Origin of the sequence: Clostridium sp. CAG:221 (assembly GCA_000435835.1) — a bacterium.
Classification (GTDB): Bacteria; Bacillota; Clostridia; order Clostridiales; family Clostridiaceae; genus Clostridium.
On record FR883427.1, the window covers coordinates 100,953 to 124,946 of the forward strand.

Annotated in this window: 20 protein-coding genes and 2 other annotated features; of the genes, 16 read left to right on the forward strand and 4 right to left on the reverse strand. The window is 30.0% G+C overall.

What is annotated here, in order from left to right:
• The first annotated feature begins 63 nt into the window (after nt 1-63).
• From nrdG to argS, 4 genes are all read left to right on the forward strand, one after another.
• Nucleotides 64-570: an anaerobic ribonucleoside-triphosphate reductase activating protein gene (gene nrdG, locus Q5O44_RS13550; RefSeq protein WP_022168980.1), complete on the forward strand. Its 507-nt coding sequence runs from the start codon at nt 64-66 to the stop codon at nt 568-570.
• Between the two features lie 385 nt (nt 571-955).
• On the forward strand, nt 956-1,261 hold the full coding sequence (locus Q5O44_RS13555; RefSeq protein WP_022168981.1) for a helix-turn-helix domain-containing protein: 306 nt from the start codon (nt 956-958) through the stop codon (nt 1,259-1,261).
• A gap of 60 nt (nt 1,262-1,321) precedes the next feature.
• Nucleotides 1,322-1,996 (forward strand): lipopolysaccharide assembly protein LapB, encoded by a 675-nt coding sequence (locus tag Q5O44_RS13560; protein WP_022168982.1) that lies wholly within the window; start codon nt 1,322-1,324, stop codon nt 1,994-1,996.
• A 73-nt stretch (nt 1,997-2,069) separates the two neighbouring features.
• Nucleotides 2,070-2,287, forward strand: a binding site (T-box leader).
• Nucleotides 2,288-2,335: 48 nt separating this feature from the next.
• Nucleotides 2,336-4,093 carry an arginine--tRNA ligase gene (gene argS, locus Q5O44_RS13565; RefSeq protein WP_022168983.1) on the forward strand — a complete coding sequence of 586 codons (1,758 nt, stop codon included), beginning with the start codon at nt 2,336-2,338 and terminating at the stop codon, nt 4,091-4,093.
• A 349-nt stretch (nt 4,094-4,442) separates the two neighbouring features.
• Here argS and asnS read toward each other — a convergent pair whose 3' ends face one another.
• On the reverse strand, nt 4,443-5,837 hold the full coding sequence (asnS, locus tag Q5O44_RS13570) for an asparagine--tRNA ligase (protein WP_022168984.1): 1,395 nt from the start codon (nt 5,835-5,837) through the stop codon (nt 4,443-4,445).
• Between the two features lie 50 nt (nt 5,838-5,887).
• Nucleotides 5,888-6,120, reverse strand: a binding site (T-box leader).
• Between the two features lie 99 nt (nt 6,121-6,219).
• Here asnS and Q5O44_RS13575 point away from each other — a divergent pair.
• On the forward strand, nt 6,220-6,636 hold the full coding sequence (locus Q5O44_RS13575) for a cytochrome b5 domain-containing protein (protein ID WP_022168985.1): 417 nt from the start codon (nt 6,220-6,222) through the stop codon (nt 6,634-6,636).
• A 136-nt stretch (nt 6,637-6,772) separates the two neighbouring features.
• On the opposite strand, the gene Q5O44_RS13580 is transcribed toward Q5O44_RS13575, so the two are convergent.
• Nucleotides 6,773-7,471 carry a metallophosphoesterase gene (locus Q5O44_RS13580; protein ID WP_022168986.1) on the reverse strand — a complete coding sequence of 233 codons (699 nt, stop codon included), beginning with the start codon at nt 7,469-7,471 and terminating at the stop codon, nt 6,773-6,775.
• A 136-nt stretch (nt 7,472-7,607) separates the two neighbouring features.
• On the opposite strand from Q5O44_RS13580, the gene Q5O44_RS13585 reads away from it, so the two are divergent.
• Nucleotides 7,608-8,684, forward strand: coding sequence for a Xaa-Pro peptidase family protein (locus Q5O44_RS13585; RefSeq protein WP_022168987.1), 1,077 nt, complete (start codon nt 7,608-7,610; stop codon nt 8,682-8,684).
• Between the two features lie 174 nt (nt 8,685-8,858).
• On the opposite strand, the gene Q5O44_RS13590 is transcribed toward Q5O44_RS13585, so the two are convergent.
• Both Q5O44_RS13590 and murC read right to left on the reverse strand, forming a co-directional pair.
• Nucleotides 8,859-9,677: a purine-nucleoside phosphorylase gene (locus Q5O44_RS13590; protein ID WP_022168988.1), complete on the reverse strand. Its 819-nt coding sequence runs from the start codon at nt 9,675-9,677 to the stop codon at nt 8,859-8,861.
• A gap of 28 nt (nt 9,678-9,705) precedes the next feature.
• Nucleotides 9,706-11,082 carry a UDP-N-acetylmuramate--L-alanine ligase gene (gene murC, locus Q5O44_RS13595; protein WP_291662688.1) on the reverse strand — a complete coding sequence of 459 codons (1,377 nt, stop codon included), beginning with the start codon at nt 11,080-11,082 and terminating at the stop codon, nt 9,706-9,708.
• Nucleotides 11,083-11,330: 248 nt separating this feature from the next.
• Here murC and purR point away from each other — a divergent pair, with 248 nt between their 5' ends.
• From purR to Q5O44_RS13645, 10 genes are all read left to right on the forward strand, one after another.
• Nucleotides 11,331-12,146, forward strand: a complete 816-nt coding sequence (gene purR, locus Q5O44_RS13600; protein ID WP_291662690.1) for a pur operon repressor — start codon at nt 11,331-11,333, stop codon at nt 12,144-12,146.
• A gap of 120 nt (nt 12,147-12,266) precedes the next feature.
• Nucleotides 12,267-12,548 (forward strand): septation regulator SpoVG, encoded by a 282-nt coding sequence (spoVG, locus tag Q5O44_RS13605; protein ID WP_022168991.1) that lies wholly within the window; start codon nt 12,267-12,269, stop codon nt 12,546-12,548.
• A 215-nt stretch (nt 12,549-12,763) separates the two neighbouring features.
• Nucleotides 12,764-14,134, forward strand: a complete 1,371-nt coding sequence (gene glmU / locus Q5O44_RS13610) for a bifunctional UDP-N-acetylglucosamine diphosphorylase/glucosamine-1-phosphate N-acetyltransferase GlmU (RefSeq protein WP_022168992.1) — start codon at nt 12,764-12,766, stop codon at nt 14,132-14,134.
• Between the two features lie 59 nt (nt 14,135-14,193).
• Nucleotides 14,194-15,156: a ribose-phosphate diphosphokinase gene (locus Q5O44_RS13615; RefSeq protein ID WP_022168993.1), complete on the forward strand. Its 963-nt coding sequence runs from the start codon at nt 14,194-14,196 to the stop codon at nt 15,154-15,156.
• Between the two features lie 184 nt (nt 15,157-15,340).
• Nucleotides 15,341-16,027, forward strand: coding sequence for a response regulator transcription factor (locus tag Q5O44_RS13620; RefSeq protein WP_291662696.1), 687 nt, complete (start codon nt 15,341-15,343; stop codon nt 16,025-16,027).
• Nucleotides 16,027-17,430: an ATP-binding protein gene (locus Q5O44_RS13625; RefSeq protein WP_022168995.1), complete on the forward strand. Its 1,404-nt coding sequence runs from the start codon at nt 16,027-16,029 to the stop codon at nt 17,428-17,430. Before Q5O44_RS13620 ends, Q5O44_RS13625 begins: the two co-directional genes overlap by 1 nt.
• A gap of 27 nt (nt 17,431-17,457) precedes the next feature.
• The gene (locus Q5O44_RS13630; protein WP_022168996.1) at nt 17,458-18,570 is read left to right on the forward strand and encodes a S1C family serine protease; all 1,113 of its coding nucleotides are present in this window, start codon (nt 17,458-17,460) and stop codon (nt 18,568-18,570) included.
• A 124-nt stretch (nt 18,571-18,694) separates the two neighbouring features.
• Nucleotides 18,695-19,270, forward strand: coding sequence for an aminoacyl-tRNA hydrolase (pth, locus tag Q5O44_RS13635; protein ID WP_022168997.1), 576 nt, complete (start codon nt 18,695-18,697; stop codon nt 19,268-19,270).
• Between the two features lie 23 nt (nt 19,271-19,293).
• Entirely contained in the window at nt 19,294-22,836 is a 3,543-nt protein-coding gene (gene mfd, locus Q5O44_RS13640) for a transcription-repair coupling factor (protein ID WP_022168998.1), read from the forward strand.
• 64 nt (nt 22,837-22,900) lie between these two features.
• Nucleotides 22,901-23,953, forward strand: coding sequence for a peptidylprolyl isomerase (locus Q5O44_RS13645; RefSeq protein WP_022168999.1), 1,053 nt, complete (start codon nt 22,901-22,903; stop codon nt 23,951-23,953).
• The last annotated feature ends 41 nt before the right edge of the window (nt 23,954-23,994 follow it).

Sequence of the window (23,994 nt, forward strand, 5' to 3'; positions counted from 1 at the left end):
AAAAATTAAGAATTAAAAATTAAGAATTAAGAATTAAGAATTAAGGGATAAGGAAGCGGGAGTATGTCAAAGAAAATAAGGTTAGCAGGAATTGCATATGAATCTTTAGTTAATGGACCAGGAATGAGAAGGGTATATTTTTCTCAAGGGTGCAGACATAATTGTGAAGGATGTTTTAATCCAGATACTCATGATTTTAATGGAGGAGAAGAGCGAGATATGGATGAACTCATAGAAGATGCACTAGATAATCCTTTACTTAAAGGAATAACCTTTAGTGGAGGAGATCCCCTTGAAAGAGCTGAAGAATTTGCTTATATGGCAAAGGCTTTTAAGAAAGCTGGCCTTAATATTTGGTGCTATACAGGATATACTTTTGAGGACGTATTAGAAAAGATGAAAAAAGATAATAATATAAAAGATTTAATTGAAAATATAGATGTATTAGTGGATGGACGTTTTGAAAAAGATAAAAAGGTTGATGGTTTAAAGTTCAAAGGTTCCAGCAATCAAAGATTAATCGATGTTAAGAAAAGCTTAAAAAGTAATTGTATAATTGTTTTAGAATAAGGAACAAAGAACCGTACCATAAATAAATGAGGTTTTTACTAAAATTGGATTGATAAAAATAAGGTTATAAGATATTAAAGCTCTTACTTATATATAATATATATTGGTAGGAGTTTTTATTTATAATAAAAGAGTAAAAGTTCACAAGAAATGAATTATAAGACTAGATAGTTTCACTTTCAATTCACCGATAATTAGGAATTTGTAGGGGAGATTAAAGTATAAATTGTATAGCTTTTATATTAATTATTTATATTAATTAACTCATGGTTAAATTTTTATCTTTACAATTAACTACAGCTCAATTGTTTACATTAAAATATCTTGTTAAAATAATAATACCAAAAGCTTTTGATATTATTTAAAATGAGAGGTTAATAATACTATGAAAATAAATGATATTATAAAGAAAAAGAGAATTACCCTAGGAATGACACAGGAGCAAGTTGCAGATTATCTTGGTGTTTCAACACCAGCAGTGAATAAGTGGGAAAAAGGTGGCTGTTATCCTGATATAACATTATTACCAGCACTAGCTAGGCTTTTAAAAGTAGATTTAAATACATTACTTTCTTTTAATGATGACTTATCAGAGAAGGAAATAGGTGATTTTTTAAATGAATTATATGAAGTTGTAAGCACTAAAGGTTTTAATACAGCATATGAAGTAGCTATTGATAAGATTCAGTAATTTCCTAATTGCTATAAGTTGATTCTAAGCACTGCAACCATGTTATCAGGAATGATTTGTATGTTTGGAGTAGATAATAGAGAATACTATGAAGGACAAATAGAAGCTTTATATGTAAGAGTGCTAGAAAGTGAAGACTTAGAGGTTAGAAATGAGGCAACCTCTATGCTTATAAATAAATATTTAGAGAGAAATGAATATAAAAAAGCACAAAGCTGTATAGATAAATTACCTACTGTTACATATGATAAAAATAGGTTACAAGGAAGACTTTATATTAAAAAAGGTGAGTTTGATAAGGCCTCTGAACTTTTTAGCTATAAGTTAATAGAAGCAACCACAGATATTTTTACAATATTAATATCCATGATGGAAATAGCTTTAAAGGATGGTAGAAAAGAGGATGCCAAATATTTTGCAGAGATTTTAGAAAAAACAACAGATTTATATGACCTATGGGATTACAATGGACAAGTTGGATATTTCAAATTATACAGTGATGAAAAAGATGCAGATAACTTTGTAATTGTACTTAAAAAAATGCTAGAAGCAATGAAAAAGCCATGGAACCCATCAAAATCTAAGCTATATGCAAATATGAAGGTTAATCAAAGTGAAGAAGGATTTGAACAATTTATTGATACCTTTGTAAATACTCTGAAAAGTGATGTTGAAGGTGAACTAGGTTTTGTAAAAAATAATGAAGAATTTAATGAATTAATAAACAATATTTAATAAATAAAATAATAATTTGATTTTTAATTAAATTTGTTTTATCATATATTTTATATTAATATTAAGAAGAATAAAAAATTCTATGAAAAGAAGAGTACTTATTTATAATTATCTACCAGCGAGTAAGAATAGAGTGGAAGTCTTACAAGATATAAAATAAGGAAGAGGAACTTGGAGAAGCTACCTGAGCATTTATATGTAAGGGTGTGACGTTAACTGCGTTAAAGTTTTGAGTGAACTAGAATTTTCTAGTTAAATTGAGTGGTACCGCGGAAATATTCCGTCTCTTTGTATTATAAAGAGACGGTTTTTTTATATTAAAAAAATAGGAGGCAGATTATGAAAATATTTATTGATCAAATCAGCGATATAGTTAAAGATGTTTTTGAAGAACTTGGATATGACAGGGAATCAGGAAAGGTAACTGTATCAAATAGACCAGACCTTTGCCAATATCAATGTAATGGAGCATTACCTAATGCTAAGAAACATGGAAAAGCACCAAGAGTTATAGCAGAAGAAGTAGTTGCTAAATTACAAGAAAATAAAATTTTCTCTAAATTAGAAATAGCAGGACCAGGATTTATAAATATAACAATTAATGATGAGTTTTTAATTGATTATATTAATAAAATGAACAAGGATGAAAAGTTTGGTACTTCACCAGCAACAGAAATTAAAAAAATAGTTGTAGATTATGGTGGAGCTAATGTTGCTAAACCTCTACATATAGGACATTTAAGATCTGCAATCATTGGTGAAAGTATTAAGAGAATTGCTAAATACTTAGGACATGATGTTATTGGTGATGTTCACTTAGGAGATTGGGGTCTTCAAATGGGTATGGTTATTTCAGAAGTTGAAAGAAGAAATCCAGAATTACCATACTTTGATGCAAGCTTTGAAGGAGAATATCCTGAAGAAGCACCATTTACAATAGATGAACTTGAAGATATATATCCATATGCAAGTAAGCTTGCTAAATCAGATGAAGCTGTAATGGAAGCTGCTAAGAAGGCAACAGTTGAACTTCAACAAGGTAGAAGAGGATATGTTGCATTATGGAAGCATATCTTAAATGTATCTGTTGCTGACTTAAAGAAAAATTATGGTGCATTAGATGTAAGCTTTGAATTATGGAATGGTGAAAGTGATGCACAAAAATTAATTCCAGATATGGTTAAGGAATTAAAGGAAAATGGATATGCACATGAAAGTGAAGGAGCTTTAGTTGTTGATGTAAGTAAAGAAGATGATAAAGCACCTATTCCACCACTTCTTTTATTAAAATCTGATGGAGCTTCATTATATGGAACTACAGATTTAGCTACAGTAGTAGAAAGAGTTAGAGATTTAAAAGCTAATGAAATAATATACTTAGCTGATAAGAGACAAGGACTTCACTATGAACAATTCTTTAGAGCAGCAAGAAAATCAGGAATTGCTGGAGAAGATGTAGTATTAGATTTCATTGGTTTTGGAACAATGAATGGTAAAGATGGTAAGCCATTTAAAACTCGTGAAGGTGGAGTAATGAGACTTGCTGACTTAATAAGCATGATTAAAGAAGCAGGTAAAGAAAAGCTTAAAGATAATAAAAATATAACAGAAGAAGAAGTTGAAGAAATATCATCAAAAGTAGGATTAGCTGCTTTAAAATATGGTGATTTATCAAACCAAGCTTCAAAAGATTATATCTTTGATATAGATAGATTCGCTTCATTTGAAGGAAACACAGGACCATACATTCTTTACACAATAGTAAGAATTAAGTCTATTTTAAATAAAGCTGCCATGGATATTTCTAATGTTGATATAGCTGTACCGACAACTGAGGCAGAAAGAAACTTAATGCTTCAAGCAATTAAGTTTAATGAAATGGTAGAAAACAGCTTTAGAGATAGAGCACCACATAAGGTATGTGAATATATCTATGAATTATCAAATAACTTCAATAAGTTCTACAACGATACAAGAATAATATCAGAAGAAGATGAAGCTAAGAAAGCATCATGGCTTGCTCTTATTAATCTTGTGAAAAACATTTTAGAAACATGCTTAGATTTATTAGGTATGGAAAGCGTTGAAAGAATGTAATTAGATAATGATGAACTTAGATAATGATGAATGATGAATGACGAGTGATGAATTGTGGAATAAACTCCATTAGGGAGTTTAGAAAAATATATTTTTCAGAAACTCTGCGAGTTTCATCCTTAATTTATCATTCATAATTCATCATTAAAAAAGGGTGGTTTTGGCCACTCTTTTTTGTACAAAAAAAGCACCTTCAACAGGTGCTCTTTTAAATAATGGGGGGATGGGAACCTGTTTTTACACAGGTTTATATCTACACTTATAGTATTGACTTCATTAATAAAATTATACAAAAAAATGAAAAATAATTTAAAAATAAAAAGAGCACTAAAGTGCTCTTTTTACAATATTAGAAGTCAGATTGACCAGTAGTTCTTGGGAATGGTATTACGTCTCTGATGTTAGACATACCAGTGATGTACATTATTAATCTTTCAAATCCTAAACCAAATCCAGCGTGCTTAGTTTCTCCGTACTTTCTAAGCTCTAAGTACCACCAGTAATCTTCTTCCTTAAGACCTAATTCAGCCATTCTTGCCTTTAATACATCAAGTCTTTCTTCTCTTTGGCTTCCTCCGATGATTTCACCTATTCCTGGAACTAAACAATCTGTTGCAGAAACAGTTTTTCCATCATCGTTAAGTCTCATATAGAATGCTTTGATGTCTTTTGGATAATCTGTAACGAATACAGGCTTTTTAAAGATTTCCTCTGTTAAATATCTTTCGTGCTCTGTTTGTAAATCCATACCCCATTCAACTGGATATTCAAAATCTTTTCCACAGTTCTTAAGAAGTTCAACAGCTTCTGTATAAGTAACCTTTCCAAAGTCAGAAGTTACTATATGATTTAATTTATCTAATAATCCTTTTTCAACAAATTGGTTGAAGAATGCCATTTCTTCTGGACATTCATCCATAACGTATTTAATTACGTATTTTAACATGTCTTCAGCTAATTCCATATCATCTTCTAAATCAGCAAAAGCTATTTCAGGTTCAACCATCCAGAATTCAGCAGCGTGTCTTGCTGTATTTGAGTTTTCAGCTCTGAAAGTAGGTCCAAATGTATAAACATTTCTAAATGCTAATGCAAAAGTTTCAGCATTTAATTGCCCTGAAACTGTAAGGTTAGTTTCTTTTCCAAAGAAGTCTTCTTTGTAATCAACAGCACCTTCTTCAGTTCTTGGAATATTATCAAAGTCTATTGTAGTTACTTTGAACATTTCTCCAGCACCTTCACAGTCACTTCCAGTTAAGATTGGAGTATTAGCATATACAAAGCCTTGATCTTGGAAGAACTTATGTATTGCATAAGCAGCAACAGATCTTACTCTAAATACTGCTGAGAAAGCATTACTTCTTGGTCTTAAGTGAGCTATTGTTCTTAAGTATTCAAATGTATGTCTTTTCTTTTGTAATGGATAATCAGAATCTGACATACCTTCAACTATAACTTCTTTAGCTTGAATTTCAAATGGCTGTTTAGCCTCTGGAGTCGCAACTAAAGTACCAATAACTTTTATTGATGAGCTGATTGGTAATTTTGAGATTTCTTTAAAGTTTGATAGGTTGTTATCGAAAACCACCTGAATATTTTTAAAGAAGCTACCGTCATTAACTTCTATAAATCCAAATGCATTTGAAGCTCTTAAAGTTCTTATCCAACCAGAAATAGTAATTTCTTTAGTTAAATATTCTTCAGAGTTTCTGTAAAGTGATTTTACTAAAACTACGTCTTTCATAATTTACCTCCTAGAATTTTTTATAATAAAAAAACCTTTCATCTCCATAAAAATGGGACGAAAGGATAACTTACGTGGTACCACCCAAATTGCCTAAATAAAGGCCACTTAGTGCATAATGCAAAATTAATAACGGATTAAACCCGTCTAAGCCTACTAAAGTTTTACTCGTTCGGTTAGAAACTCCGAGATGTTCTTCACAAATGATTTCGTATAAGGCTTACACCATCCCTTATTCGCTAAAACTACCTTCAAGTGTTACTCTTCTCTTCATAGTAATTACGATATTTACATTTAATAATTCGATTTTACAATAGTTTACTAACATTTGCAACTTAAATTCATAATATAATTTTAAGGAAAATTATAAATGGAGGACTAAATGGATAAGAAGAGTTTCCTTGAAGAAAGATATTGTGAAATAAATAAATTAAAGAATATGCTGCAAACTTATCCTAAAGAATATTGCAGTACGATAATTAAGGTTATGGAATCTGTATGTGAAGATATAACCAGTTATTTAAATAAAGGTAAGAGTAAGAAAGATAAGAAAATGAGAAGCACAGATAATGTCTTTACTAAGGAACAGTTATCAGAATATGATGGGCAAAATAGGAATAAGATATATATAGCCGTTGATGGTATAGTATATGATGTAACAGATAAGGATACATGGAGTGGAGGAAGACACTATGGAGTTGCTGCCGGAAAAGACCTTACTAATTATTTAAATAACTGTCACAAAAATCAAAGAGATATTCTTAATAAATTAGAAATAGTGGGAAGATTAGAAGATTAATTTAAAATTATGAATGATGAATTATGAATTGATGAATAAACTCCTTTAGGGAGTTTAGAAAGTAGCTTTATTTTTTGAAACTCTTTGAGTTTCCTCATTACATTCATCAATCATCATTCATAATTCATCATTATGATTACTCTTGTCCTGTTTCGTATGAGTTTACTATGGCTGAAGGAAAGTTTAGCATAATGCAGTCTTTCATGATTCTTCTGTATTCATATTCAAGCTCTCTTATTGTAACATCAACATTTCCAGCATCATCAATATTTAGTATTGCATATGTGATATTAGGACGCCCTATTTTAGGTTTTCCAATGCTTCCTACATTGACAATAAGTTTATCGTTAACTTTTTTAACAAAAGGTATATGAGTGTGAGCACAAATTAAAACATCATCTTCAAAGTTTTCCATAACTTTTTTTGTGTTTTCTGCATCTTCAAATAGGTATTCATTTATTAAATTAGGACTTCCATGAGTGAAGCATAAATTAACACCATTAACTGTATATTTTAATTTTTCAGGTAGTGAATCTAAATAAAACTTATTTGAAGTTCTTAATTCAGAGCACGTCCAAGGTAAAGAAAAAGAGTTAATTGTAGTATTTCTTATATAAGTATAAGCACCATTTACCACTGAAACATCATAATTACCTTTTATACAAGGAATTTCTCTTCTTTTTATTAAAGCAATAACTTCATTAGGGTGAGGTCCATAACCTACAAAATCTCCAAGGCATATAATCTTATCTACTTTTTGCTCGTCTATATCTTCTAACGCTTTCATTAATGCGTATATATTTCCATGAATATCTGATATGGCTGCTATTTTCATCTTTAAATCCTCCAATGTAATTACTAAAATAATTATATCATTAATTATAGTTTTTAGTGACAAAATAGAAGTGGATATTATTGCAAATATAAAGTATTATTATAGAAAGAATTGATAATGTTTTTGAGGTGTTTTTATGAAAAATAGTAGAGTAAATAAGATTTTAGAAGGAATGGCTAAAGAAGGATTATCACAAATGATAATTACATCTCCAGCATCTATATTTTATTTAACAGGAAAGTGGATATATCCAGGGGAAAGAATGATTGCATTATACATAAATCAAAACGGTGATCATAAATTGGTAATCAATAAGTTATTCCCTGTATATGAAGATTTAGGTGTAGAGATGATTTGGTATGAAGATACTGAAAATCCTATAGATTATTTAAATAGATGCATTAATAAAAATGAGATATTAGGAATAGATAAAGATTGGCCAGCAAGATTTTTAATACAACTTATTAATAGTAATGCAGCTAAAGGATTTGTTAATGGCTCTCCTATTATTGATAGGGTAAGAATGATTAAGGATGCTGAAGAGATAGAAATAATGAAAGCATCATCAAAAATAAATGATGCAGTAATGCTTAAGCTTTGGGATAGCTTAAAAGTAGGAAAGTCAGAAAAATATTATGCAGGACTTTTACAAGAATTATATGAAAGTGAAGGAGCATCAGGATTTTCATTTTCACCAATAATAGCTACAAGTCCTAATGGTGCAGATCCACATCATGGTACAGGTAAGGACCTTATTAAAGATGGTGATAGCATCGTTTTAGATATTGGTGGAAAATATAATTCTTACTGCTCAGATATGACTAGAACAGTGTTTATAGGAAAAGAACCAAGTAAAGAGCATGCTGATATATATAATATTGTAAAGAGTGCCAATGAAAAAGCTATTTCAATCATTAAAGAAGGCGTGAAGTTCTCAGATATAGATAATGCAGCAAGAAATATTATTAAAGATGCTGGGTATGGAGAATACTTTACTCATAGAACAGGACATAGCATTGGAATAGAAGTACATGATTTCGGCGATGTAAGCGCAGTAAATCATGAAGAAGTTAAAGCAGGTATGATATTCTCAGTAGAACCTGGAATATACTTAAAAGATAACATAGGTGTAAGAATAGAAGATTTAGTATTAGTAACAAAAGACGGATGTGAAGTACTAAATTCAGTAACTAAAGAAATAGTAGTACTTTAGTTAATGATGAACTTAAATAATTATGAATTACGAATGATGAATTAAGGATGAAACTCGAAGAGTTTCTATAAATTTTATCCTTTCTAAACTCCCTTAAGGAGTTTATTCCACAATTCATCATTCATCACTCATAATTCATAATTAAAAAAAGCTGTACCCTAAGGCACAGCTTTTTTATATTATTTTAACGATTCTATTCATTAAGTTAATGAAGTCATTTTTAACTTTTGTAGAAGTTTCCATAACTTCATCATGGCTTAAAGGCTGATCTAGTATACCAGCAGCCATGTTAGTGATGCAAGATATACCTACAGTTTTTATACCAGAGTGATTTGCAACGATAACTTCAGGAACAGTAGACATACCAACAGTGTCACCACCTAAAATTCCAACCATACGAATTTCTGCTGGAGTTTCATAGGTTGGACCAGATAGCATTACATAAACTCCTTGTTTTAAATTTAATCCTAAATCTTTACCTGCTTCTAAGACTTTATTTCTTAAATCTTTGTTATAGGCTTCAGACATATCAGGGAATCTTGGACCAAATTCATCAAGATTTCTACCAATTAAAGGATTTGCTCCAGAAAGATTTATATGATCAGTAATAACCATTAAATCTCCAGGATTAAAATCTGTATTTACAGCTCCACAAGCATTAGTAACAACAAGTTTAGAAACACCTAAAAGCTTCATAACTCTTACAGGGAAAGTAACTTCCTGCATTGAATATCCTTCATAGAAGTGAAATCTTCCTTGCATAGCAATAACTTGTTTTCCTTCTAATAAACCAATTACTAGTCTTCCTTTATGTCCTTCTACAGTAGATGTAGGGAAGTTAGGAATATCGGCATAGTCAAAGAATTCAGCTTCTTCTATGGTATCAGCTAAAGAACCAAGACCAGAACCTAGTATTAATCCTATTTCAGGAGTATATTTGCTTTTGTTTTTTATAAATTCAGCAGCAGCTGATATTTTGCTTAGTAAGTTCATTAGTATCACCTCTTAAGTTTATTATTTATTAAGAATTAAGTAGAAGTTCTCCTACTTTAACAACATCTCCAGCTCCAACAGTAAGAACTAGATCATCTTTTTTAATTTTATCCTTTAAATAGTTTGTTACGTCTTCATGGCTATGAAGGTTTATGCAGTTAAATCCTTTTGCTCTTATTGCATCACCAAGTTCATCAGATGAAACAAGACCTGTGTCTTTTTCACGTGCTGCATATATATCCATTAGGATAAGCTCATCACAATCTTTAAAGCAAGTAGTAAATTCATCAAATAAAGTCTTAGTTCTAGTATAAGTATGTGGTTGGAATACACAGTACACTTTATTATGAGGAATAAGCTTTGCTGTATTTAAAGTTGCAGCAATTTCTACTGGATGGTGAGCATAATCATCAATTATAGTAGCACCATTAAATTCACCTTTATATTCAAATCTCTTATGAGCACCTTTACAAGCAGCTAAGCCATTAATGATAGCTTCATTAGGAATTTCTAATATTAAAGATGTACAGATTGTTGCTAAAGCATTTAGGATATTGTGTTTTCCTGTTGTGTTTAAAGTAACATCAAATAATTCTTTACCATTATGGAATACAGTGAAAGTTGCACAACCTTTATTATTAAATGAAATATTACCAGCTGTAACATCTCCTTTATCAAATCCATAGCTCATAGTTTTGCACTTTGCATAGTTAAGAACTTCCATAACTCTATGATCCTCTGCACATCCTACTAGATATCCATCAGCAGGAATTAAATCAGAGAACTTTTTGAAGGTGTCTTCAATGTGATTGATATCTCTATAATAATCTAAATGGTCAGCATCTATGTTAAGAATAATACCTATGTAAGGATAGAATTTTAAGAAAGATGCTTTATATTCACATGCTTCTGTTACAAAGTATTCGCTTTCACCAATTTTATAGTTTCCATGGATAGCATCAACATCTCCTCCAACAAGTATAGTTGGATCTAAGTTTGCTTCAAGAGTTATGTGGGAAAGCATTGAAGTAGTAGTGGTTTTTCCATGTGTACCAGCAACAGCTACATTATACTTATGTCCTTTCATTATATAGCCTAAGAATTCAGCTCTATCCATCAATTCTATGTTTTGAGCCTTGGCTTCTATTATTTCTGGATTATCAGAAGGAATTGCAGCTGTGTAAACAACTAAGTCAACGTTTCTTAAGTTTTCTTTTTTATGTCCAATATATATTTCAGCATTTGCTTCTCTCAATTTATTTAAAACTTCAGATTCTTTAGAATCAGAACCAGAAACTTTATATCCTTTTGTTAGTAGTACAGCAGCAAGTCCGCTCATACTTACTCCACCAATTCCAATAAAGTGGACTTTTTTGTGTTTATCCATATTTAAGTCAAAAGCCATCATATCAACTCCTTTATATAATCTATCTATAATTATATACAAAATTTTCAACTTGAACATATAAAATAATAAATATATGAAAATATATATTGAAAAAAGGAAATAAGGCAATTATATATGTTAGAAAGATTTTTAAAATTAGTAAATAAAACTATTGATAATAAGCTATATTTAGAATAAAATATGAATATTATAGGGTAAATAAAATATGAAAGTTCGTGAAGGGACAGATGAAGAAAGGAGAAAAAATGGAAAAATTAAGTAGGAATAATAGAGTTGTAATCATTACTAAGATTTTAGTTGAAAATCCTAATAAGGTAATAGGCCTAAATAGATTTTCAGAATTGTTAAATGCAGCTAAGTCAACAATAAGCGAAGATATAGTTATTGTTAGAGAAGTGTTAGACAAATTAGATATGGGTAAAGTTGAAACTATATCTGGAGCAGCTGGAGGAATAAAGTTTATTCCACAAATGGGTAGTAATGCAAAAGAAGAGTTTGCTAAGGAATTATGTGATGCACTTATGGAAGAAGGAAGAATTGTTCCAGGTAACTTCATTTATTTAACAGACATAATGTATAATCCACAAATAATAAGCAAAGCCGGTGTAATATTAGCTTCTTATTTTAAATCAATGGATGTAGATTATGTTGTAACAGTTGAAACAAAAGGTATTCCACTAGCATATGAAGTTGCCAAGAGTTTAGGTATAGAACTGGTAATTATAAGAAGAGAAAATAAAGTTACAGAAGGTCCTACTGTTTCTATTAACTACTTATCAGGCACAAGCGGAAGAATACAACAAATGTCTTTAGCAAAGAAATCAATGAAGCCTTCTAGTAGATGTGTATTTATAGATGACTTTTTAAGAGGGGGAGGAACAGCTCAAGGTATAACTGACTTATTAAAAGAATTTGATAGTGAATTAGTTGGTACTGGAGTATTAGTTGATAATGTAGGTGTTGCTAATAAGAGGGTAACAGATTATGTTTCAATCATCGATGTTGAGCATATAAGTGAAGATGGAAAGATAAAAGTAACTCCTTCAAGCCTAATAAAATAGGAAAAAACCAGTTATTTAATATATTTTTTTGTAAAATTTGAAAAAAATTAAGTAAAAAAAAGGATTTTTAAACTTTTTATAGAAATATATTTATATAAAAGCAACTGGAGGTGGAGTGAAATGACAATCACAGACGTTAGAGTTAGAAAAATAGCATCAGAAGGAAAAATGAAAGCTATTGTATCTGTGACATTTGATAATGAATTTGTAGTACATGATATTAAGGTTATTGAGGGGCAAAATGGCTTGTTTATAGCAATGCCAAGTAGAAAGACACCAGATGGTGAATTTAAAGATATTGCACATCCAATCAATACTGAAACAAGAGAAAGAATACAAGGTGCAATTTTAGAAGCCTATGAAAAGGCAGTTTCAGAAGAAAGCTTAATTGTAAGTGAATAAAATTTATATCAAATATTAATTAAAAAGAGAGGCATTGCCTCTTTTTTTGTTAAAATAGATATAATATGTTAGTTCATTATTGTGGAGTTACAACCATATATATTTTATATAGGAAGGTTGAAATCAAAACGCTAATGAAATATAATATATTAAGATATACGAACAATAAATGGATAAAATGCAATTTTGTCCTTATAAATTGAAGAGGTGGATTTATGTATAATTGTGCTCTTATTTTAGCAGCAGGCCAAGGAACAAGAATAAAATCTGATTTGCCAAAAGTATTACACAAAGTTTGTGGAAAAGAAATGGTTAATCATGTTATTGATACATTAAGAAAAGCTGAAATTGAAGATGTAAATGTTATTGTTGGAAAAGGTGCTGAATTAGTTAAAGAAAAAACTAATAGTAGAAATGTTAGCTATTCGCTTCAGACAGAGCAGCTTGGAACTGGTCATGCAGTTAAAAGTGCTATAGAGTTTTTAAGTGGAAAAAAAGGAACTGTAGCAGTTTTTTGTGGTGATGCTCCATTAATAACAGAAGAAACAATAGGAAGATTGTTTAAGGAACATATTAATAAAGGAAACAGTACAACACTTTTAACATCTATCTTAGATGATGCCACAGGGTATGGAAGAATCATCAGAGATGGAGAAGAAGTACTTAAGATAGTAGAACATAAAGATTGTAATGAAGAAGAACTAAAGGTTAATGAAATGAATGCAGGAGTTTACTGCTTTGATATTGAAAATCTTTTAAGCTCTTTAGAAAAATTATCAAACAACAATGCACAAGGAGAATACTATTTAACAGATGTTATAGGAATTCAAAAAAGCGAAGGTAAAAAAGTGGGTGCTGTTGTTGTTGATTATGAAGAAACAATTGGTGTAAATTCAAGAAGACAGCTAGCAGAAGTTGAAGAAATACTAAGAAATAGAATAAATAATAGACATATGGATAATGGAGTCACATTAATAAATCCAAGTGTTACGTATATAGGTGCTGATGTTGAAATAGGAAAGGATACTATTATATATCCAGGAAATATCATTGAAGGTTCAAGTAAAATAGGAAGTGGATGTACTATCTATTCAAATTCAAGAATAAATAATAGTATTATTGAAGATAACGTTCAAATAGAAAGTTCTGTGATAATAGATAGTAAAATAGGAAGTGACACAACAGTAGGTCCATTTGCTTATATAAGACCAGAATCTGTAATAGGAAACAATGTTAGAATTGGTGATTTCGTTGAAATAAAGAAATCAACAATTGGAAATAATACAAAAGTATCACATTTAACATATGTTGGTGATGCTGAAGTGGGAGAAAATTGTAATTTTGGCTGTGGAACAGTAACAGTTAATTATGATGGAAAAAATAAAAATAAAACAATAATAGGAAACAATAGTTTCATTGGATGCAATACTAATCTTATATCTCCAGTTAAAGTTGAAGATAATACTTATATTGCAGCAGGATCAACAATAACTAATGATGTAAAAGAAGGCGAGCTTGCAGTAGCAAGAGCTAAACAAAGAAACATTGAAGGTTGGGTTGAAAAAAGAGGGTTAATTAAAAAGTAAGTATTCTTACTTTATAATATAAATAGCTAGACAGCCAAAATAAGGAGGATCTAATAAGTATGATAGCTCATGGAAAAAATATAAAAATATTCGCAGGTAATTCACATCCAGAATTAGCAGAAGAAATTGCAAATTTATTAGGATTGACATTAGGAAATTCAAAGGTTTCAACTTTTAGTGATGGGGAAATATCAGTAGATATAAATGAAACAGTTAGAGGAGCAGATGTATTTATCGTTCAATCTACAAGCAGCCCAGTAAATAATAACTTAATGGAGCTTCTAATCATGATAGATGCTTTTAAAAGAGCATCAGCAGGAAGGATAACAGCAGTTATTCCATACTATGGTTATGCAAGACAAGATAGAAAGGCAAAATCAAGAGATCCAATTACAGCTAAGTTAGTGGCTGACATATTAACTGCAGCAGGAGCAGATAGAGTATTAACAATGGATTTACATGCATCACAAATTCAAGGATACTTCAATATACCAGTAGATCATTTATTAGGATCACCAATACTGGCAGAACATTTCATTGAAAATGGATTTGAAGATCAAGATGATGTAGTTGTTGTATCACCAGATTTAGGTAGTGTTACTAGAGCAAGAAAGTTTGCTGATAAACTTCATGCACCAATTGCTATAATTGATAAGAGAAGACCTAAGGCAAATGTTTCTGAAATAATGAACATTATTGGAGATGTAAAAGATAAGAGATGTATACTTATCGATGATATGATTGATACAGCAGGAACTATTGCTAATGCAGCAAATGCATTAAAAGATTTAGGTGCTAAAAATGTATATGCATGTTGTACTCATGGTGTATTATCAGGACCAGCTTTTGAAAGAATAAATAATTCTGCTATTGAAAAGCTTGTTATGTTAAACACAATACCATTGCCAGAAGACGAGCAAAATTTAGAAAAGTTTAATTCAATATCTGTTGCTCCTATATTTGCAGAAGCTATTAGAAGAATTTATGACGATAAGCCAATAAGTAAATTATTCGAAAACTAATTACATAAAATAATCCTCAAGTAATAATTAATTTGAGGATTATTTTTTTATTATAAAACTATAATTGGATTTTTATGGAATAATAAATATAAAGAAAATGTAACAAATGTTAAATTTGTAAGAAAAATAAGGTAGTTTGTTAGGTTTTAGGATAGAATATTTTTATAAGGATGGTGTAAAAAATATGGACGATAAATTAGGAAAAATATTAATTGTAGATGATGATGAAAATATCAATGAATTAATAGATATGTATTTAAAAAGCTCAGGGTATGAAACAAAAAAATGTTTTAATGGGTTAGATGCTTGCAATATAGTTACTAATGATAATATAGGATTAGTACTTTTAGATATTATGCTTCCAGGAAAAGATGGAGTAGAGGTATTAAAATTTATTAGAAAACAAAGTAATATACCTGTGATAATGCTTACTGCAAAAGGTGAAGTTTTTGATAAAGTACTTGCTTTAGAATTAGGTGCAGATGATTATGTGGTAAAACCCTTTGATCCCAAGGAGCTTTTAGCAAGAGTAAAGGCTGTAACTAGGAGATATAGTCCTGAAGTTAAAAATAATGATGTTATAAAGTTTAGCGATCTTACTATTGATATAGGAGCATATGAGGTAGTATATAAGAATAATATAGTGAAGCTTGCACCAAAAGAACTGGAATTACTACATTATATGGCCAGTTCTCCCAATAAGGTATTTACTCGTGAACAACTGATGTATGAAGTTTGGGGATATGATTATCCAGGAGATTCAAGAACTGTAGATGTCCATATTAAGAGGCTTAGAGAAAAGCTAAAAGGTGGAGAAACATGGGAAGTACAGACAGTATGGGGAGTTGGATATAAGTTCGAGGTGAAGTAATGTCAAAAAAAGATAGCATAAACAGAAGGATAATGGTTATTTTTATATCCATTACTAGCATAGTGCTTATTTCTTTTGGGTCAATTATAACTGTATTGTTTAATAAAAATTACCATAGTACAAAATTATCCAATTTGGAAAAGCAAATGGATATAATCGAAACTTCCATAAATAACTACTTAAATCAGCAAGATGGCTCATATCAGCAACTTAAACAAATAATAAAGATGGCCTGTATATCAACTAATAGTGAAGCTATAATTACAGATAGACTTGGATATGTATATCTAGTAAATGGGGAAGATTATGAAAATTTATTGTATAGCAAGATTGAATTAGATACAGAGTCCTTATCTTCCAATATAGAATTTAAGAAAGATGTGTATAAAATAAACAATACATCAATAAAGGGATATGTGAAAGCTATATATGAAGATGATGAAATTGATGGATATATGATTATGGTTACACAAGATAAAAGTGAAAGAAATTTTAATATGTTCATTATCTGGATGGCAGTAATCATTGAAATAATAATTTCAGCAATATTAATTAAAATAGTAACTAAGAAAATAATTATAAAGCCAATAGATGATATTAATAATGCAGCTAAAAGGCTGGCAAAAGGTGAAGTTGAAAAGAGAGTAGTGGTAAATTGTAATAATGAAATTGGAGAATTAGCAGAATCATTTAATATGATGGCGGAATCCTTAGAAAAGTCAGATACAAAAAGAAGAGAATTTATATCTAATGTGTCCCATGAGCTAAGGTCTCCAATTACCTCTATAAAAGGATTTATTGGTGGTATTTTAGATGGAGTAATTCCAAGAGATAGGGAAAATTATTATCTTAAAATTGTTTATGATGAAATAGACAGGCTAGCAAGGTTAGTAAATGATTTGTTAGATATATCTGCTATGGAATCAGGAAAATTTAATTTGGCAATTACTGAATTTGATATTAATCAAGTTATAAGTCTTTGTATTTTAAACTTAGAGCACAAGATTAAAGAAAAAGGGTTAAATGTTAAAGCTACATTTCACGATAAGAGAGCTTATGTATTAGGTGATAGAGATAGAATAATACAAGTAGTTACTAATATTATTGAAAATGCAATTAAATACAGTAATGATGATGGAGAAATAAAAATAGATGCATATTCTAAAGGAGAAAAAATATATGTAGATATATTTAATTCTGGAAAATGTATTGATGAAAAAGAACTTAATAAGATATGGGATAGATTTTATAAAAGTGATAAATCTAGAACTAATAAGCTTAGTACTGGATTAGGACTTCCTATAGTAAGATCTATATTGTCACAACATAATGAAGACATATGGGTAAAAAATATAGAGGGAAAAGGTGTTAGCTTTATATTTACGCTAAAGAAATCTCATTAAAAGGGAATTGTTTCGGAGGTGTAACTAATGGATGATAATGATGATAGAAAAGCTAAAGAAAATGATAAGATATATAAGATAATTTTTGAAAATAAAAATACCCGTGCCAATATACGTATGGGAATAAACTTAGGAATAATATTGATAATAGCATTGATAGTAGTAGGTGTATTTTTTAATTTTATTATTAAATATAAATATGGAGATGTTATTGAAGAGGCTAAAAATACAAAGTTCAATAAAAATAATATGATTATTAGCGATTATACATCAGTAGTAAAGGAAGTATCAAAGTCATTGGTGACCATAACTGGAGATGACGGAGAAACTAGTAGCGTTACAGGAGTAGTAATAACTGAAACTGGAGTAATATTGACTAATTATTCAAGAATTAAGGATATGAAACACTTAAATGTAATTTTTCATAATGATGAAGAAGGGGCAGTAGATGGTAAATTAGTATTAAAGGATGAAGAATTTGATTTAGCACTAATTAAAGTAGATTATAAAGGTGATCTTTTTGCTATTAAACTGGCTGATGAGGATAGTGTTATGGAAGGACAGGGAATTGCCGTGTTAGGTAGTGTATACTCTGGAGATCAAAAAGTCCAAAGCATTATTCCAGGAATAATTACGGCTCGATATAGTAAATCAGAAAATTATGATACATTAGCAGAAGAGTGCAGTTTGCTTCAAATAAGTGCTCCTATAAATTTAAGTAATACAGGCGGACCTATATGTAATTCTAATGGTGAGCTTATTGGAATAGGTAGTCTTTACCTTACTGAAAAGTTTGGCTCAGAAGGCGTATATTATGGTATTGAACTAAAGAATTTAGAAAATATAATAAATTCAACAGTAATAATAAAAGAAGTACTAGGTATTACAGAAGGCGGAATATTGATGGATATAGAGCAGCATCAACATGGCTTTTATGTTGGACAATTGCAGAAAGATGGAAATGCATATAAATCAGGCATTAAGCCAACAAATATAATATTATCCATTGAAGGTGTGAATGTATCTAATATTAATGGAATAACTGAAATGTTAAATTCTAAAAATAAAGGAGATATTATATCTTGTGAAGTCTTAAGCGATGGAATTATAAAAGAAGTAGAAATAAAAATATATAATTAATATATAAAAGGATATTTAGTAATTTATGCTAGGTATCCTTTTATTAAATTTATTATTATTTTATAAAAGGAAAAAATGGTATAATATAAAGTAGATTATTTTAGTACAGAGAGGAATTGACAGAATGTATTTAGTAGTAGGATTAGGAAATCCAGGAAAAGAATATGAAGGAACAAGACATAATATAGGATTTGAAGCAATAGATTATTTAAGCGATAAGTATAATATAGAACTAAATAGGGAAAAATTTAAAGGTGTTTTTGGTGAAGGATTTATAAAAGGGAAAAAAGTAATCTTATTAAAGCCAACTACATATATGAATTTAAGTGGGGATAGCATAAGGGAGGTAGCTAATTTTTATAAACTTTCCAATGAAGAGATTATCGTTTTATATGATGATATAAGCTTAGCTGTTGGAAGGCTTAGAATAAGAGAAAAAGGAAGTCACGGAGGACATAATGGGATAAAAAGCATCATAGCTAATTTATCAACAGATGTATTTCCAAGAGTTAAAATTGGTGTGGGAGCTCCAAAGGGAGATTTAGTTTCACACGTTTTAGGAAAATTCTCTAAAGATGAAAATGAAATTTTAGCTAAGACATTAAAGGCAGTGACAGAAGCTGTGGAAATAATGATAGATAAAGATACTAAGGAAGCCATGAATAAGTGTAACGGATTTGATGCTTTAAAGTGTGTTTAAACTTTTAAGGAAGGTGTGTATAAATGAGATTACAGGGGGTAATGCAGCCCTTAAAGGATAATATGAAATTTAAATCAATAACTGAGAAAATTTCAGAAAAAACATTTCCTATAAATATATATGGCATATCAGAGTCAGGTAAAAGCTACATTATAAATGGAATATTTGAAGAAAATGATAATTCTATGGTGGTAGTAACACATAGCGATGTAGATGCCAAAAATTTATATGAAGATTTAAGTTTTTATACAACTGATGTTTTTTATTTTCCAGTGAGAGAAGTAGTGTTTTATAATGTAGATGCTATTTCAGGAGATTTAAGATGGGCAAGGTTAAAGGTAATAAAGGAAATATTACAGAACGAAAGAAAGAAGATAATAGTTACTTCTATAGATGCACTTACATCTTTATATACTCCGAAAGAGTATTATTTAAGATATAGTATGATAATAAAGACGGGAGATGATATTGATTTAAAAGAAATATCTAAAAGTCTTCTTCAATGTGGTTATGAAAGAGTGGAAGTTGTTGAAGGAAAAGGTGAATTCTCATTTAGAGGAGGGATACTTGATGTATTCCCTCCTACATCTGCATACCCATATAGAGTGGAATTGTTTGGTGATGAAGTAGATTCCATAAGGACATTTAATACGGAATCTCAAAGAAGTATTGAAAAGGTTGAAGAATTTAGCATTTTTCCATCTAAAGAGGTAATTGTAGATGATGAATGTAGAAGTAGGGCAGTACAGAATATTAACGAAGAATTAAAAAAAGTAATTGCAAATGTATCTAAAGAAAACAAAGAGAGTGTTGAAAAAATAAAGGGAATAGTAGGAAAGAATATTGAACTTCTAAATAATACTTATTATTTTGAAACCATTGATAGCTATTTACCATTTTTCTATGAAAAATTAGATAGCTTCTTTGATTATTTACAGGGATATACTTTTGTAGTAGATGATTTTAAAAGAAGCTCAGGAAAAATGGAAAGCATTTATTATGAGTTTAATGAAAACTACATGTCATTTCTACAAAGAGGCGATATACTTCCATCACAAAATAGTCTTTTATTAAATAAAGGAGAGCTGGAGTCTAAGTTAGAAAATAGTAGTCTTATAACATTAAGTTCATTCTTAAATAAAAGCGACGGTTTATTTAATACTGTAGATATTGGTTTTGAGGAAGTTACTTTAAATAAATATAATGGCCAGTTGAATATGCTTATTGAAGATATTCAGGAACGTAAGGAAAAGAAATATAAGACAGTCATACTTGCAGGGACAAGACCAAGAGGTGAAAGGCTAGTAAAAACCCTTATGGAAAAAGGAATTTTTAGCACTTATAAGGATTCAATAGATAAAATTGAAGCTGGAGAAGTAGTAATTACTTTTGGTAATCTTCTTAGAGGCTTTGATTATCCAGAATTAGAACTTAGTATTATTTCAGATAAAGATATTTTTGGTGAGACAAGAAGAAAACGTTCTGGCAAGGCAGTAAGAAAAAAAGGTGTTGCTAAGATAACCAGCTTTGCAGAGTTAAAGCCAGGTGATTATGTAGTTCATGCAAACCATGGAATTGGTGTTTATAAGGGAATTAAGCAAATGGCAGCAGGTGGAACCACTAGAGATTATCTAGATATTGTTTATGATAAGGGTGATAAGCTATATGTACCAGTAGACCAACTTGATTTAGTACAAAAATATATTGGTAGTGAAGGAAACTCACCAAAGATTAATAAGTTAGGCGGAGCAGAATGGCAGAAGGCAAAAGCAAAGGCAAGAAAATCTATCAATGAAATTGCTCAGGATTTAGTGAAGCTTTATGCAGCAAGAGCAACTCTTAAAGGCCATAGCTTTGGAAAAGATACTGAGTGGCAGAGACAGTTTGAAGATGAGTTTCCATATGAAGAAACACCAGATCAATTAGCGTCACTTGAAGAAATAAAAAGAGATATGGAATCAGATAAACCAATGGATAGATTGCTTTGCGGTGATGTTGGATACGGTAAAACTGAAGTTGCCATAAGAGCTGCTTTTAAAGCTGTAATGGATGGAAAACAGGTTGCTTTCTTGGTGCCAACCACTATTTTAGCAGATCAGCATTATAATAATTTTATTAAAAGATTTTCCGATTTCCCTATAAAAATAGATATGATAAGCAGGTTTAGAACACCAAAGCAACAAAAGGCAACCCTTCAAGCTTTAAAGGAAGGAAATGTGGATATACTAATAGGAACTCATAGGCTTGTATCAAAAGATATTGTATTTAAGGATTTAGGATTACTTATTGTTGATGAAGAGCAAAGGTTTGGTGTTGCTCAAAAAGAAAAAATAAAGGGCATGAAAAAGAATGTGGATGTACTTACATTAAGTGCAACTCCTATTCCAAGAACGCTTCATATGTCACTTACAGGAGTGCGTGATATATCAGTGATTGAAACACCACCGGAAGATAGATATCCTATTCAGACGTATGTTGTTGAGCAAAACGATCAACTTATAAGAGATGCAATACTTAGGGAAATAGGCAGAGGTGGTCAAGTTTACTTTGTTTATAATAGAGTTGAAAGCATTGATAGTATGGCCAATTACATTAGAGATCTTGTACCTGAATGTAAAGTTGGTATTATGCATGGTCAAATGACAGAAAAAGAATTAGAAACAGAAATGATAGCCTTTATGAATAAGGAATATGATGTTTTAGTATGTACTACAATTATTGAAACTGGTATTGATATATCAAATGTTAATACAATGATTGTTCATAATGCAGATAAAATGGGCCTTTCTCAGCTTTATCAATTAAGGGGAAGAGTTGGAAGAGCTAATAGAATAGCATATGCTTACTTTATTTATACCAAAGACAAGATACTTACAGAAGTAGCTGAAAAAAGACTGAAAGCATTAAAGGATTTCACTGAGCTTGGATCAGGCTTTAAAATTGCCATGAGGGACTTGGAAATAAGAGGAGCAGGAAATATGATGGGTTCATCTCAGCATGGACATATGGCTAGTATTGGATATGATTTATATTGTAGGATGCTAGAAGATACTATAAAATTAATAAAAGGTGAAATTGAAAATGAACCTATAGAAACATCAGTAGATATAAAGGTAGATGCATTTATACCATCATCATATATAACTGATGAAATACAAAAAATTGAGGTTTATAAGAAGATTGCAGCCATTGAAAATATCAATGACTTTATGGAGATAAAAAGTGAATTAGAAGATAGATACTCTAGTATTCCTGATTCGGTTTATAATTTGATGGATATAGCATATATAAAGAGTATATGTAAAGGCTTGTATATTGAAGATATAAAAGAAACTGCCAAAGAGTTAAGATTTAAGTTTGTTAAGGGATATAAAGGCTTTGAAGATATATATAGTGTATTACTAAATCAGTATAAAGATGATGTGATATTGTATTTTGGAGAAACACCATCATTTGCAATAAAGTTAGCAAATATAAAAAAAGAAACTGCTTTAGAATACTATAAAAAATTATTAGAAGATATAAGTGAAAATTCACAAAAAAAATACACTATAAAAATTGAATAAAAGCAATAATACTGTTATACTTAGACGTAGATACTTAAAAAAGATGTAAAGTGAGGGAGTAACTTTGGGAAAAGTAAAGAAATTAGTAGCAGCAGCTATGGTATCTGTTATGTCATTATCAGTTGTAGGCTGCAATATGATAGAACAAACAGCTGAATCAAAAGCTAAGACTGTATTAGCTAAAGTTGGAGATACTAATATAACACTTGGAGATGTTGATTCAGAGTTAAAGGCTGATATAGACAATTTAAAACAAACTTATGGGCAAGATTATGAATCATCTATACCTGAATCTTTAAAAGAGCAATTAAAGACTGTAAGAACTCAAGTTTTAAATCAATTAGTTAATGAACAGATAATGTCTCAAAAAGCAAAAGCACTAAATTTAATTCCTTCAGATGAAGAATTAGAAAGTAAAATAAGTGAAAAAACAGAAGAATTAAAAGGTGTTTATGGTGGAGAAGAAGCATTCAAATCAGCTTTAGAGTATTATGGATATACTGATGAAACTTTCAAAGAATTTATGAAAACTCAAGTAATTAGTGAAATAGTAACAGAATATATGACTAAAGATGTTACTATATCTGATGAAGAAGTGGAACAATACTATAATACTAATATAGCTAATTACACAACAAAACCATCTGCTACAGCAAACCATATATTATTTAAGTCTGATAATGAAGATAAGGATGCAGCAGATGCTGAAGCTTTAGCACAAGCTAATGAAGCAAAGGCTAAAATTGATGCTGGCGAAGTATCATTTGATGAGTTATTTGAACAATATTCAGGAAATAAAGCAGCTGGAGTATATCCTATATCAGAATCTTTAGGAACAGTTGCTTATGATCAAGCAAACTATGATACAGATTTCTTAGCAGGACTTGCAGCACTTGGAGAAGGTGAAATTTCAGCTCCAGTTAAGAGTTCTTTTGGATATCATATAATAAAAGCTACAAATGTTGTAAAAGAGTCAACAGTTAAAAGCTTTGATGAAGTTAAAGACAGCATTAAAGAAAAGCTATTAAATGAAAAGAAAAAAGAAGTTTATAACACTACATTAGAAGAATGGAAAAAAGAATTAAAAGTTAAAACTTATGAAAATAAGCTTTCATAATTAGTAATAGTGCAGGATTAATTTTCTGCACTATTTTTTTG